The sequence below is a fragment of the uncultured Idiomarina sp. genome, from assembly GCF_964010655.1.
Classification (GTDB): domain Bacteria; phylum Pseudomonadota; class Gammaproteobacteria; order Enterobacterales; family Alteromonadaceae; genus Idiomarina; species Idiomarina baltica.
Genome location: NZ_CAXGLS010000029.1, coordinates 16,246 through 30,198, shown reverse-complemented (window position 1 = coordinate 30,198; position 13,953 = coordinate 16,246). Strand labels below are relative to the sequence as shown.

Sequence of the window (13,953 nt, the reverse complement as noted above, 5' to 3'; positions counted from 1 at the left end):
CCTCAAACGTGGGGCGTATTTTAGACATTTATCTCCGTGGGTCAAGGGCTATTTTTCAATTTTAATTGATTTTTTTGCTGTTCGGTCAAAGTTAAATCAGTTCGTTTCTTTTATGACCAATTCTCCCAGTAGACTGTACAAACTATGCGCTTTTAAGCAAAACAGCTATAGTTAAATGCACAATTCGAAAAGACAAAAGATGATAGGAGTAGGGTTATGGCTGATATCCGTAGCTACCATGAAAAGGAGCCGCAATTAGGCGAGCGCGTCTATATAGATGATAGCTCAGTCATCGTAGGTGAAGTTAGTATTGGCGATGATGCAAGCATCTGGCCACTCGTCGCAGCCCGTGGCGACGTTAACTATATCCATATTGGCGCTCGTACCAATGTACAAGACGGTTCTATTCTTCACGTGAGTCGCGCAAGCGCTGGTAAACCCGATGGCGATCCACTCATTATAGGAGAAGACGTCACTGTAGGACATCAATGCATGTTACATGGTTGTCGTATTGGTAACCGTGTATTAGTAGGAATGTCCGCTATCGTTATGGACGGCGTAGAAGTACAAGATGACGTCATCATCGGTGCGGGTAGTTTAGTTCCGCCGGGTAAAGTATTAGAGTCCGGCTTTCTTTATGTTGGTAGCCCAGTAGAAAAGAAGAGACCATTGAACGATAAAGAAATGTCATTCCTAAGTGCATCAGCAGAAAACTATGTTCGCTTAAAAGATGAGTATCTGATCGATGTTAAGCCAATATCGTGAATCACACTCGCAATTAATGAAAGCGCCGAGAGGCGAACTTGTTCAGTTGTAGCAGGTCACTTTTATCTTCTAAGCGACCTGCTACAACATGAATCACACCTTCACTCATCTCAATAACGCCCTTAACCCATAATAATTGGGCCGATAAAAAAGCCTTTCTATATAGAGTCGCTGTATTGGCCCAAACTACAACATTCATATTGCCCGTTTCATCTTCTAAGGTTAAAAAAGTGACACCACTTTTAGTTCCCGGTCTTTGTCGACAAGTCACAAGACCGATAACCTCAATTACCTGCCCAGAGCGACAGCCTGCTAGAGTCTCGGCAGTAATACTCTTAGTCACTTCAGGGTGGTTGCGTATAAGCGCCATCGGATGTCGGCGTAAGCTAAGTCCGGTACTCGCATAGTCTGCTTTTATATCCTCAGTCTCAGACGGCTTAATTGAGATTTCACTCTTATTATCAGCCACTTCATTAAAAAGTGGCATTTGCTGATCGCTGAGTGACAAAGCATCCCATTGGGCTTGATAACGATGTCCTGATAAAGAGGTGAGTGCATCAGCTTTTGCTAGGGCTTGAATATCTGATTCATGTAAGCCCCCTCGACGTAACTGCTCAGTGTTAGCAAACAAAGCGTCTGCACGCGAGTTCAACAACAACTCGGTTCGTGAGCGAGATAGTCCGAAGATCTGGCGTAAGCCAATACGCACACAGTTCCCTTGGTCAGCAAGCCACTGGTAATCCCACTGACTATAATTAACATCCGCAGGTAGAAACCGAACACCATGGCGCTTTGCGTCTTGAATTAATTGGGACGGTGAATAAAAACCCATGGGTAAGCTATTTAATAAGCCTACAAAAAATGCCGCCGGATAGTGCACTTTTAGCCAAGCCGAGGCATACGCTAAATTAGCAAAGCTCGCCGAGTGTGATTCTGGAAAGCCATACTGACCAAAGCCACAAATCTGGTGAAACAGCCGTTGCGCAAAGGATTCACTGTAACCTCGCGCTCGCATACCGGAAATCAGCTTATGCTCAAACTGCTGCAATTTACCAGTACTCTTCCAAGCTGCCATAGCACGTCTTAACTGGTCGGCTTCACCCCCACTAAAGCCTGCCGCTACCATCGCCAACTTAATTGCTTGCTCTTGAAAGATAGGCACACCCAGCGTCCGTTGCAGAACTTGTCTCACTTCATCGCTGGGATAATCCACTTTTTCTTTACCGGCTCTTCGGCGTAAATAGGGATGCACCATATCGCCTTGAATAGGTCCTGGCCGGACAATCGCAATTTGTATGACTAAATCATAAAAAGTGTTGGGTTTAAGGCGCGGTAACATGTTCATTTGCGCGCGAGATTCAATTTGAAACACACCCACCGAATCACCTTGCTGCAAGGCCCGATAAACAACGGGGTCTTCTTGAGGAATATCGGCCAACCCAAGCGTTAGATCGCGTTTTTCTTTTAATAACCCAAGCGACTTACGTAATGCAGTCAACATACCTAGCGCCAGCACGTCTACCTTTAATAGCTTGAGTACCTCCAGGTCGTCCTTATCCCACTGGATAACAGTACGATCACGCATACTGGCATTTTCAATGGGGACGAGTTGAGTCAGTTCATTGGCTGCGATAACAAAACCACCCACATGTTGAGAAAGATGCCGTGGAAATCCCATTAGCTGCTCAGTTAAAGATAATAAGTGCTGTCCTCGTTTAGACTGAACGAGAGCAGGGTATTGCTCAGCAAGTTGCTCCTTCCAATTCTGTGTTTTATCCCGACGATCAAGGTTTTGTCGATACGTTTGTAGTTGTTGTTCGCTAAAACCAAGTGCTTTACCTACATCTCTAAAAGCACTTTTAAAACGATAGCGAATAACGGTTGCCGCTAAAGCTGCACGCTTACGACCGTACTTCTTGTAGATATACTGAATCACCTCCTCACGTCGCTCATGCTCAAAGTCCACATCAATATCAGGGGGTTCATCTCGCTCTTTGGATATAAAACGCTCAAACAACACATCGAACTGAGCGGGATTAACCGCGGTAATCTTAAGGCAGTAACAAACCACCGAGTTTGCCGCAGAGCCTCGCCCTTGATAGAAAATCCCCTGAGACTGAGCAAACTCGACTAGGTCATAAATGGTAAGAAAGAAATACTCATAGTGTTGCTCGGCTATCAGCTTCAGCTCTTTCTCATACTGACTCACAACTGACTCTGGAACGCCTTCTGGATAACGTTGCTGAGCACCCTGTTCTGTAAGGTGCCGTAAATACTGCTGTGCCGTCATACCTTTAGGCACCAATTCGGCAGGGTATTCGTAACGTAACTCTGACAAACAAAAAGTGCAGCGGTCAGCTATTTTTGCAGACTCCGTTAACCAGTTGGCTGGATAACACGCCTGTAATGCCTTTAGATCACGTAACCGACGTTCGCTGTTTAACGCACAGACCTCCGGATGCTGTACCAGCGACTGGTTAGCGTTAGTCGCACTCAAAATATCCAGTAATGGCTGCCGATTTTCGTCATGCATAACCGCGCCATTAGATGCTGTAACAGGTAATTTAACCTGTTGACTTAAGCGACAGACCATCCGAAATAAGGCTTTGTCATTATGTTGGTAGTGTCTTTCGTAGAGTAACCATAAACGATCGCGCCAGTGACGCTTGAGTTGATGCCCCAAGTTTAAAGCTTTTGCGTAAGAAAGACCCTCGGTGTCGCACTGTGGCCACCATAGCAAAAGCGCTTCATCGAACCCATGCAAAAAGTCATCCAGCTGAACGGCGTATGAACCTTTCTCGGAACGTTGTCGAAATAAAGTGATTTTCTCACACAAGCCTGCATAAGCGCTGCGAGTAGGGCACAGCACCACAAAAACACCTGCTCCAGGCACCATAAACTCACTCCCTACAATGAGTTTAATAGGCCGCTCGCGAGCCGCTTCATAGGCGCGTACCACACCAGCGACTGAGCATTCATCGGTTACTGCAATCGCCTCGTAACCGAGCTCTGTTGCTCGATCAACAAACTCACTAGGGTGAGAGGCTGAACGCAAAAAACTATAGTTCGACAAACAGTGCAGTTCTGCATAACGCATCAGCTAAACCACCCCTGTAAAAACCAGTGACTCTTTTCAAAGAAAAGCCAGCCTAGTCGTTGTTGCTCATCTTTAGCGAGCCAGTAATCTCTGCAGACTTCAGACGTTGACCACCAACCCGACTGGATTCGCTCGGGCCCTTCTAATAACTGCCAATGCTCAATTTGTACTAACTCGGGTTCCGTTAATAACCAAAGTGGCCGTCGCGGCGCATGTCGCTGAACTGTGAGTGTCGTCATTTGAGCGGCGCGCTGTTCATTGATTAAAGGGCGGGGATCACTTGATAGCTGCGGACAATAAACGGCCTTTTCGCCGAGCCGAGCTTGTAATCGGCTGACTAACTCTGTGACCGTTTGCTGATGTGCAACACCCTTTGTTAATAAGGATCCGGAATCACGCGTCAATTCAAATAACTCAAGCGCTCTCATCTCAATAGCGATAACTGGCGCTGTAAGCGGATAGCGGTTCATTTGTAACTGCAGTAAATTAAGAAACTCAGACGCTCGCCAGCTATCCGCAGCCAACTTAAGCGGCACAGTCGTTGGTTCAATATCACGGTGCTGTAACTCAATGGTTAACTGGCGAATCACTTTTTGCCGCTGATATAAAAATTGCTCTAACTCTTGTAAGAGCCGTTTAAGAGGAAACAGCATACCTTGCCAGTGCTGTATTTCTGTCACTAAATCCAATTGCGTAATAAAGGCATCGCGCGGACGGAAAAAGTCAAACGCCTGTGACTCATTGCCTTTTAAACGCTGAATATCATCCACCAGACCTGCGCCAAAGCGCTTACCGATATCGGCTGCAGATAATGACCAAAGCTGCTTAAGTTGATGAATACCTGTGCTGAGCAGGCGCTTTTCAATTTGAGGGGAAAGTAACAGTTGCTTGATAGGTAAGTGCCCCAGCTCATATTCAATCACACATCGATCCGTACTGAGTTGTTCAATACCTGCACACGCCAAACATTGTGCCGAGCGGGCACTAAACCCTAAACTCATCTGATAACTCATCCCTAGCGTATCGAGCTCTTCTTTTAAATGATCGATTAAAGGTTGAGTACCTTGATAGAGCTTCAGCAGGCTATCAAGCTCGATAGCAATACCTTGCGGCTTAAATAGTACTTGTTTATCAACGGATAAATATAATCGCTCAGCCAATCGTGTTAACACCCGCGACTCTTTTTCTTCAGAGTAGGGCATAAATACGGCATCGTTGACTAATGTATGGGCTAAAACCGTACTGTGACCCACTTCTAAACCTTGGCTCAGTGCAGTCTCATTACACTGTAAAAGCCACTCTTTTTGATGCTCCTGATAAACCAACGCTACGGGCAACGGCTGAATCTGCGGTTGCAAACGCTGTATATTGTCGAGCAATAGCCGAGGAAAATGTAAATAAAGCCACAGTTTCATAAACTGATATTATTAACTGGCCAACCATAACGACGCTTAACAACGTCCACTGTGTGATTTGGGTACAGATGCAGCCGGTTAGTATAGGCACGCGCTTCCACTGTTTTCTCAAGTGCTGTTAGGACGAAACCCATTTGATGACCTTGTTGCACTGCCTTTTGCCAACGCCGTACATAACTCGACTGATTTTCTGACTCGGGTTGCCATAAAAACGCAACGCCTGCACCGCTTTGTAGAATTTGTTCAAAAGCCCACGCTGCTTCGTTAACCGAGGTGTTCAGTACAATGTGCAAGCTATCGGCCTGCTTCAAACGCCAGCGTAAACCCGCAGCCGATAGTAAAGCTGGGGGATTTAACCAAAATATAGGCTGATTTATCTCGTGTAACTGTTCGAGTAATGGCCAAAGTAACTTTTGCTCTATAAAAGGAGAGTCGAGCTGCCACTCATGCACCGCATCAAACTGCCACCCACCGCCTAACAACTCATTTAATGACGGATGTCCTGTACTGAGAAAACGCTGCTCTTGGTAATGTGTTTGCCGTCCTTGCCAGAGCAGTCCTTTATTCACCAATTGCTTTAATTTCGGTTGCATTGTGTCACCCTCGCAATACTGTATATATGTACAGTATATTAAAAATGGTGAATTTCGCAACAGACAACCTTTATTTGTTCCGTTATGATTGTTGTTTTAAACAAAGGGAAGGGAATGCCACCATCATGATCCGTACACTCTTAATTCCGTTTCGCGTCCTTATCAATTTCACATGGGCAGCACTGACGACGGCGATTGTCGGGTTAATGGTGATCTTGGTGGGTATATTTAAACTGCTGCTTCCTATTCCGCCACTCACTCGGTTTTTCTCTCACCTCGCCAACTCAGTATTTCGTATCTGGGGCTATTGCATGTCAGTCACCTTTCAGCTCACTCAGCGAATGACTTGGCATATCGAGGGGGACTTAAATATTCACAAAAAAGGTTGGTACCTAATTATGGCCAACCATATGAGCTGGGTTGATATTCTGGTACTCATGCACCTAACACGCCGTAACGTGCCTATGCCTCGGTTTTTCTTAAAGTATCAGTTACTGTGGGTTCCCATTGTAGGAATGGGCTGTTGGACGCTTGATATGCCGTTTATGCGCCGCTACTCAAAAGAGAAACTACAGAAAAAGCCGCACTTAAAAGGCAAGGATATCGAAACCACCGCGCGCTCTTGTGCAAAGTTTAAACATATCCCCACCACGGTAGTGAATTTCTGTGAAGGCACACGCTTTACACCCGAAAAGCACGCCAAAAAGTCGAGTCCTTACCAGCATCTACTCACACCCAAAGCGGGCGGTACTGCCTTTGCTTTACAAATCATGGGTGATCAATTTGAGGCTATTCTTGATATAACCATCGTATACCCTGGTAACGATGATCGCCCGGTCGTATGGCACCTACTGAGTGGCCAATTACGTGATGTGTATGTTGATATAAAAACACGACCTATTACACCTGAATTAATCGGTGACTATCAAAATGATCCCGAGTTTAAGGCGTCGTTTCAAACGTGGCTCAATGAACGTTGGCAGGAGAAAGATGCCACTATCAGTCGCTTAAAAGCAAAAGCGGAGCGAGATAACCAATAAGGACAAACCGTATGGATTTAAACTTCATCAACGAATGGTTGAGCCAGCTCGGACTTGAAGGTGACTTACTGACCTACGCAGTGCTCGGCATACAATCCGTACTGGTCATCATCGCGGGTTATATTATTTATCAAGTCACCCGCTTAATTATCAATAAAACCATTCATCGCATGCTCAGAAAAGCCCCTGAGCGATGGTATAACTCTCTCGTAAACAGTGGTTTTTTTAAACGGTGCGCTAATCTCGCCCCGGTTCTACTTATTAATCTATTTATTCCCGTAGTCTTTGTTGATGACTTCGAAAAATGGCAAGGTCCTCTACAAACCGCCGTAGGTATCTATTTAACGTGGGTGATCACCAGTATTTTATTGGCACTAGCGAACGTCGTTTCAATTGCTTACGAGTATTCAAGCAAGGCCAAAGAGGTCCCCATTACCGGTGTCATTCAAGTCGCCAAGCTCATATTAGTACTCATGGCAATTATCATCTCAGTCGCTATTGTGATGAATAAATCCCCCATGTATTTATTGAGTGGCTTTGGCGCCATGACGGCAATACTGATGGTGGTCTTTCGTGACACCCTAATGGGATTTGTTGCAGGGGTACAACTTGCAACTAACCGTATGGTTGGTATTGGCGACTGGATTCAAGTCCCCGACTCGGACGTCGACGGTACCGTTCAAGAAGTCGGTCTTATCACTGTAAAAGTGGAAAACTGGGATAAAACAACGGTTTACTTACCCACCTATGTGCTCATTCATCAATCATTTAAAAACTGGCAGGGGATGATTAACTCCGGTGGCCGCCGTATCAAACGATCACTGATGCTCGATCTCGACAGTGCTCAGATACTTGATGATGATACCCTCGAGTCGCTGGCATCAAGCTACTTCAATGAATCACTAGAACAGTGGCTCAACCGCCATCAGATTCAGAAGCCTGTTTCCAACTTAACGGCGTTCAGATGCTACGTGCAAGACTATGTAAGTGGCCATGAACAAATTCATCAGGATATGACACTCATGGTGCGCTTACTTGAGCCTACCGCGTCTGGGCTGCCGCTAGAAATCTATGCATTCTCGAAGCAAACCAGTTGGACAGACTACGAGAAAATCCAGTCCATTCTCTTCGAATATCTCTACACCATTATGGGTGACTTTAAACTGAGCTACTATCAGTACTTCCCTAAAACACCAACCATCAAAAAGCAGTCATCTGAGCAACAACGAGAATCTAATGATGACAACGATAGCAAGGATAAAGACGATCAATAGATAGAAAAAAGCCCCGCCATCTGGGCGGGGCTCTCGTTCTAAGCCTTATTAAGACTTATCAAGTAAGTAACTTGCAAGCTTACTAAAGTCGGCAGCAAAGTCATCGCTGTCGCGGAAGCCTTGGGGTAACATTTTATATTTACCGTTCACAATAAACGTAGGTGTTGCACGCACTTCCATATCAGCCGCTGTCCGATCCATTTTACTCGCCGCTGCGCGTACCGCGAAGCTCGACATAGCTTTATCAAATTCTTCGCCAGAAACGCCATTTAAAATGAATACATTGCGAATATCATCTTCGCTAGTCAGCATATTGCGCTGAGCAAAGTTGTAATCGAATATTGCTGGAATAATTTTTTCTTCAATACCGAGTTTCTGAGCAACAACAAAGGCTTTTGTCATCGTTTCACCCACATCATCTTTGGGACTTAAAAATGACACATGCATTTTCTCAAAAGCGTCTGGGTATTCCTTTTTCAGGCGCTCCGCAATAGGTTCAAAGCGATAGCAATGAACACAATAAAACGAGAAAAACTCGAGTATTTGTGCGTCACTTGTCGCTGCATCAGAAATCACTTCGTAATGGGTGCCTTCCTCAAACTCTTGAGCTTGCACCATGCCCGTTACCAACAGTAACGCGCTCGCTAATCCTAACAACCAGTTTTTCATATGCTCTTACCTATTTAATTCGCTTTATTAATAACCGAGTTTAATGGGTGCTTCGTCTAATGCAGCCCGCTGTTCTTTAAGCGCTAATATTTGTGACTCCCAGTAGCGAGCTTCGCTAAACCATGGAAACGCACGTTGAAAAGCACTGTCCTGCCAACGTTTAGAAAGCCATGCCATGTAATGAATGAGTCTAAACCCGCGTAAAGGTTCAATAAACGCAATTTCTTTTTTATCAAAATTGCAGAAATCTTGGTAGCCCTCAACTAACGCATCGAGCTGACACGTTTGATCTTCACGAGAGCCATTGAGCATCATCCAAAGGTCCTGTATTGCCGGACCCATACGGCAATCATCTAAGTCGACGAAGGTTAGTTCTGTATCATACTGCAATACGTTACCAATGTGACAGTCGCCGTGTAATCTTTGATAGGTCAAACTATCCCATGCAAAAGTTTGTAGTGTCTCTGCTAACGGCGACAAAATGGCCCAGAACGCGGCTTCTAACTCTCGAGGTAATAGTTGTGACTGCCGCAATTCATCAATGGATTCCGACAGCAGTCGTTGAATGTCTAATGATTCACGTGCCTTAAATGCGTCTTTCTTTCCAACTTGATGCAAACGACCTATTTGCCGTCCGAGTCGCTCCAAGTCATCTAAATCGTTCGGCTCAAAAGCACGCCCACCAATGCTTGGAAACACCGCAAAGCGGTAACCTTCATATTCATGCAAAGATTGACCTGACACCTTTAGCGGCGCTACAACGGGGACTTCGTCATCGAGTAGTTGTTGAGAAAACAGATGCTCTTCTTCTATTTGAGCATTGCTCCAACGGTAAGGGCGATAAAACTTAGCGACATAGCGCATGCCCTCGTCACAGCGAAATTGGTAGACCCTATTTTCGTAACTATTGAGGGGAAGCAAACCGGAGCTTGGGTAAATACCCAAGCTCTCGATAGCATTGATAACTACATCGGGCAACAGACCTGCGAATGCAAAGTCCTTGTCATTAACCATAGTGACCTATTGATAAATAAAGCGAGATTCTTGCTTTATAGTAACACCTTCCGATGTCTCCGAGGTCACAACAAAGTTAAATTCGGTAATTGAGTCACTCAATTCGGTTGGTGGTACCGCCAGGGTTATAGGTAAACTACCCACTTCTCCTGCACCCACTGATTTCTCAGCACTGCCAATCAAACGATACTGCGACAAGCCTTCTACATCAATCTTGTACGTTTGATCGATCTGCGACTTGTTGACAATTTTCAGGGTATACACGTTTTCTATCTCGCCCTGAATATTTTCTTGATACAGAGAGTTACGGTCACGCAATACATCCACCTCAAGCGGAACCCGTGTTGCGACATCCCAAATCATCACCGAAGTGACAACTAACATGATGACGAAGTAGCCAATTGTTTTCATTCGCCACGGATTGGTTTTCTTAGATTTATCCGTCGTGTTGAGGTTGCGTTCAGTGGTAAACCGAATTAAACCACGAGGATAATTCATCTTATCCATCACATCGTTACAGGCATCAATACACGCACCGCAATCGATGCACTCATATTGTAGTCCGTTACGAATATCAATCCCTGTTGGGCAGACCTGAACACACATGTAACAGTCGATACAATGCCCAAGGCCCTTTTCCTCAGGATCTGCTTTACGCGATCGTGGTCCGCGTGGCTCTCCGCGGTTTGCATCGTAACTGACCGTATAGGTATCTTTATCGAACATCGCTGACTGGAAACGCGCATACGGGCACATGTGAGTACACATGATCTCGCGCATGTAGCCTGCATTACCGTAGGTACAAAACGCGAAGAACAACACAGAAAATGTTGCCCAGAAACCGGCGTCTAAGGTAAAAAAGTCAGCAAAAAGTTGGCGTACATCGGTGAAGTAACCGACAAAGGTCAATGAAGTGAGTAGCGCAACTGAAATCCAACCCAGTTGTTTACCGGTCTTACGCCAGAACTTGTCAAAGTCCATTTTGCGTTCGTCCAGCTTAATACGCTTATTACGCGGCCCTTCAAACTTCTTCTCAAACCACATAAAAATAAAGGTCCAGGTGGTTTGTGGGCACATAAAACCACACCAGACACGTCCCCATATTGTGGTCACAAAAAACAACGCTACAGCTGCAACAATCGCGAACCACGCCAACACCGTGAAGTCTTGTGGCCATAATGTAAGACCATAGATCCGGAAGCGTTGCTCCATGATATCCAGCAATACGGCTTGCTGACCGTTATAAGTTAACCAAGGGATGAGGGCAAAAACAGCAAGTAAAATAAAGCCCCAAGAACGCCGAAAGTATTCCATCCCGCCTTTGACGTCACGAACATAGATACGATTGCGAGCCGTGTCTGAGCCGCCTTTTTTGGAAGGACGCTGGATTTTGACCTTATCGGCCGATTGAACTGTGACTTTTTGTTCCATGACATTACCACTAGAAACAGGTCATTGTGCGAGCAGTATAACAGTTATCGTATAAAGCCGCATTACTCTGCTGAATTTAAGATGCAATCCAAAAGTATGTTTGCACCCGCCTCCACATCATGCCAGTGAGACCATTCATCAGGAGCATGGCTCACACCATTGACCGAGGGAATAAAGATGAGTCCAGCCTGCGTAATCTCTGAAAAAAACTGCGTATCGTGACCCGCACCACTAGGCATTCTGATGCAGCTTAAGTTACGCGCTTTGGCGCTTTTTTCTATGATCTGCGTCAACTTATCTGAACAGGATTGAGGCTTTAACCAACTGACTTGTTCATACTCAAACATCAACCGATGCTTCCGAGCGATAGCTGACAAGGCTTTCCGACACGCATCAGCAAGATCATTCATCACCTCATTACTCATATCACGGCCGACAATCGTAAATATGGCCTCACCCGGCACAGTATGTGGACTACCAGGTTTGAGCTCAACCTTACCTACAGTGATGCGCGTTTTATCGGTGCCATCCTCGGCAATAATACGCTCAATTTCATGTGCAAAATCAGCTAATCCCATAAACGCATCGCTGCGCATATTCATAGGAGCGGTGCCCGCATGATCAGCTTTGCCTTTTAAATGCACAATCCATTTAAACACGCCTGAAATGCCCTCAACTGCGCCGATACTCACCTCTTCATTAAAGAGCACAGGACCTTGCTCAATGTGTAGCTCGTAAAACGCTTTTAAGCGACTCGGCGGCCATGCAGCGTCGAGTACATCCATGACATCCAAGTCATGCTTTGCCATCGCATCTTTCAGGTACACCCCATCAGCGTCATGCGCAGACATCAACCAATCCATATTGACTACGCCAGCCAGTGCTTGCGAACCCATCATACCACCGAAACGACCTTCCTCTTCTGCCGTACCAACGACCCATACAGGATGTTTCAGCTTTACATCGTTTTCTTTCAACGTGCGCAATACTTCAAGTCCAGCTAGTACCCCGAGCGCACCATCAAACATACCGCCTGCAGGCACTGTATCAAGATGAGATCCTGTTAAAACGGCAGGGGTCTCATGGTAATCGCCGATGCCCGCGAACACATTACCCGCACCATCCATGTGACATTTAAAGCCTTCTTGTTCGGCCAAGTTTAGAAACCACCGACGAGCCTCCATGTCAGCATCGGTGAAGCCCCACCGATAAACACCGTGGTCCGACTCGTTGTAACCAATTTGAGAAAGCTCTCGTAACGTAGATTTCAGACGTTCAGCATTGATATTCATAGTTCCTCCGCTCATTGTATTAATAAGCTTAGGACACATCTTTGAAAAGATAAAAAAAGCCCACCGACAAGCGGTGGGCAAAGCGTTGTGAGCAGTTGGGGCTGCTCTAGACAGGGATCGGAGCACAGCTCCTAGGGGGATTACGACAGTTTACGTGCAGTCAATGCTGCATTAAGTACCGCCGCCAACTTAATTGATGTTTGAATCGCTTGTGCTGTGACATCATGTTGAACGAGTGTCTTCACGTGCGAATCAATACATAAACCACAACCATTTAACGCTGAAACAGCGAGCGAGAACAACTCAAAATCCGCTTTATCGACACCGGGATTTGCCATCGCATTCATCCGCAGACCCGCTGGCATCTTAGAAAATTGTTTATCACTCGATAAGTGAAGAAAACGATAATAGACGTTGTTCATCGCCATGAGCGTTGCCGCTAACTTTGCCGCTTGCTTCACGTTATCTTCGACTTTATCACCAGTCTCGTTCTCAATCGCCTGAATGAGTTCTTCATCGCCTAAGCTGTAAACCAAGGATAAAGCAGTGCCATAGAATTGGTCTGTCGTTAGACCGGATGTATCGACGCTGTTAAACAGACTCGACAAATTCAGCTTAGTATCTTTGCCGTGGTCGCCTAACAACTGTTTGTAATCTGCAATCGCCATCATTACCTCTACTTCGACGAGTCATTCATCAAGGGGACTCGAATGAATCCCCAACCAATCATCACTTACAGAGTGTCACCACCGACAGCGCGGTTGCATGGGCACAGCTCGTCAGTTTGCAAACCATCTAAGATACGGAGGATCTCAGCAGGGTTACGACCGACATTTAAGTTGTTGACTGACACATGTTGAATAACGTTGTGTGGGTCTACAACAAAGGTTGCACGTAGTGCCACATTCTCTGCTTTATCACGCACACCTAAACCATCAACGAGTGAACCATTGTCAGCGAATGAATACTGGTTCAAACGGTCAAGGTCAGGATGCTCTCGACGCCATGCCAACTTAACGAACTCATTATCCGTGCTGCCACCTAAAACCACAGCATCGCGGTCAGCAAATTCTTCGTTCAACTTAGCGAATTCAACAATTTCAGTGGGGCATACAAAGGTGAAATCTTTTGGATAAAAGAAAATAATTTTCCATTTACCTGTAAAGCTGTCTTGCGTCACTGTTTCGAATGCGCTCTCGCCATTTTCCTCTGGCATATTAAATTTTGGCTTCGCAGCAACTACACTGAAATCTGGTAACTTATCGCCTACTGTCAACATAATGTTATCTCCTAATCATTAGTCGTGTCTTAACGTTTCGAGGAGCATAGTAGGGAAATTTATTGATTGGATAAAACGAATAAA

12 protein-coding genes are annotated in these 13,953 nt (G+C 45.5%); 3 read left to right on the top strand and 9 right to left on the bottom strand.

The features are described 5' to 3' along the window. Nucleotides 1-216: 216 nt before the first annotated feature. Nucleotides 217-765 carry a gamma carbonic anhydrase family protein gene (locus ABNS04_RS08395; protein WP_272978214.1) on the top strand — a complete coding sequence of 183 codons (549 nt, stop codon included), beginning with the start codon at nt 217-219 and terminating at the stop codon, nt 763-765. 13 nt (nt 766-778) lie between these two features. Here the strand turns inward: ABNS04_RS08395 and ABNS04_RS08390 are convergent, their stop codons facing one another. From ABNS04_RS08390 to ABNS04_RS08380, 3 genes are read right to left on the bottom strand one after another with little or no spacing between them, the layout of a single operon-like run. Next, on the bottom strand, nt 779-3,862 hold the full coding sequence (locus ABNS04_RS08390) for an error-prone DNA polymerase (protein ID WP_348671354.1): 3,084 nt from the start codon (nt 3,860-3,862) through the stop codon (nt 779-781). Beyond that, nucleotides 3,862-5,277: a DNA polymerase Y family protein gene (locus ABNS04_RS08385; RefSeq protein ID WP_348671352.1), complete on the bottom strand. Its 1,416-nt coding sequence runs from the start codon at nt 5,275-5,277 to the stop codon at nt 3,862-3,864. The genes ABNS04_RS08390 and ABNS04_RS08385 overlap by 1 nt, the downstream gene beginning before the upstream one ends. Next, nucleotides 5,274-5,870: a SulA-like SOS-response cell division inhibitor gene (locus tag ABNS04_RS08380; protein ID WP_272978497.1), complete on the bottom strand. Its 597-nt coding sequence runs from the start codon at nt 5,868-5,870 to the stop codon at nt 5,274-5,276. Before ABNS04_RS08380 ends, ABNS04_RS08385 begins: the two co-directional genes overlap by 4 nt. Nucleotides 5,871-5,995: 125 nt before the next feature. Between ABNS04_RS08380 and ABNS04_RS08375 the strand changes: the two genes are divergently transcribed. Together ABNS04_RS08375 and ABNS04_RS08370 are read left to right on the top strand one after the other, a co-directional pair. Beyond that, entirely contained in the window at nt 5,996-6,910 is a 915-nt protein-coding gene (locus ABNS04_RS08375; RefSeq protein WP_272978499.1) for an acyltransferase, read from the top strand. An 11-nt stretch (nt 6,911-6,921) separates the two neighbouring features. Beyond that, nucleotides 6,922-8,184: a mechanosensitive ion channel domain-containing protein gene (locus tag ABNS04_RS08370; RefSeq protein ID WP_272978500.1), complete on the top strand. Its 1,263-nt coding sequence runs from the start codon at nt 6,922-6,924 to the stop codon at nt 8,182-8,184. Between the two features lie 48 nt (nt 8,185-8,232). Here the strand turns inward: ABNS04_RS08370 and ABNS04_RS08365 are convergent, their stop codons facing one another. From ABNS04_RS08365 to ABNS04_RS08340, 6 genes are all read right to left on the bottom strand, one after another. After that, complete coding sequence (locus tag ABNS04_RS08365; RefSeq protein WP_272978501.1) at nt 8,233-8,853, bottom strand: thiol:disulfide interchange protein DsbA/DsbL; 621 nt, start codon at nt 8,851-8,853, stop codon at nt 8,233-8,235. Nucleotides 8,854-8,880: 27 nt separating this feature from the next. Next, nucleotides 8,881-9,867, bottom strand: coding sequence for a serine/threonine protein kinase (locus tag ABNS04_RS08360; RefSeq protein WP_272978502.1), 987 nt, complete (start codon nt 9,865-9,867; stop codon nt 8,881-8,883). A gap of 6 nt (nt 9,868-9,873) precedes the next feature. Beyond that, a complete protein-coding gene (gene ccoG, locus ABNS04_RS08355) occupies nt 9,874-11,298 on the bottom strand; it encodes a cytochrome c oxidase accessory protein CcoG (protein ID WP_272978503.1) in 1,425 nt (474 codons plus the stop codon). Between the two features lie 62 nt (nt 11,299-11,360). Continuing rightward, on the bottom strand, nt 11,361-12,590 hold the full coding sequence (locus ABNS04_RS08350; RefSeq protein ID WP_006954712.1) for a Zn-dependent hydrolase: 1,230 nt from the start codon (nt 12,588-12,590) through the stop codon (nt 11,361-11,363). A 140-nt stretch (nt 12,591-12,730) separates the two neighbouring features. Further along, on the bottom strand, nt 12,731-13,261 hold the full coding sequence (locus ABNS04_RS08345; RefSeq protein WP_272978506.1) for a carboxymuconolactone decarboxylase family protein: 531 nt from the start codon (nt 13,259-13,261) through the stop codon (nt 12,731-12,733). Between the two features lie 62 nt (nt 13,262-13,323). Further along, entirely contained in the window at nt 13,324-13,869 is a 546-nt protein-coding gene (locus tag ABNS04_RS08340) for a peroxiredoxin (RefSeq protein WP_272978508.1), read from the bottom strand. Nucleotides 13,870-13,953: the final 84 nt, after the last annotated feature.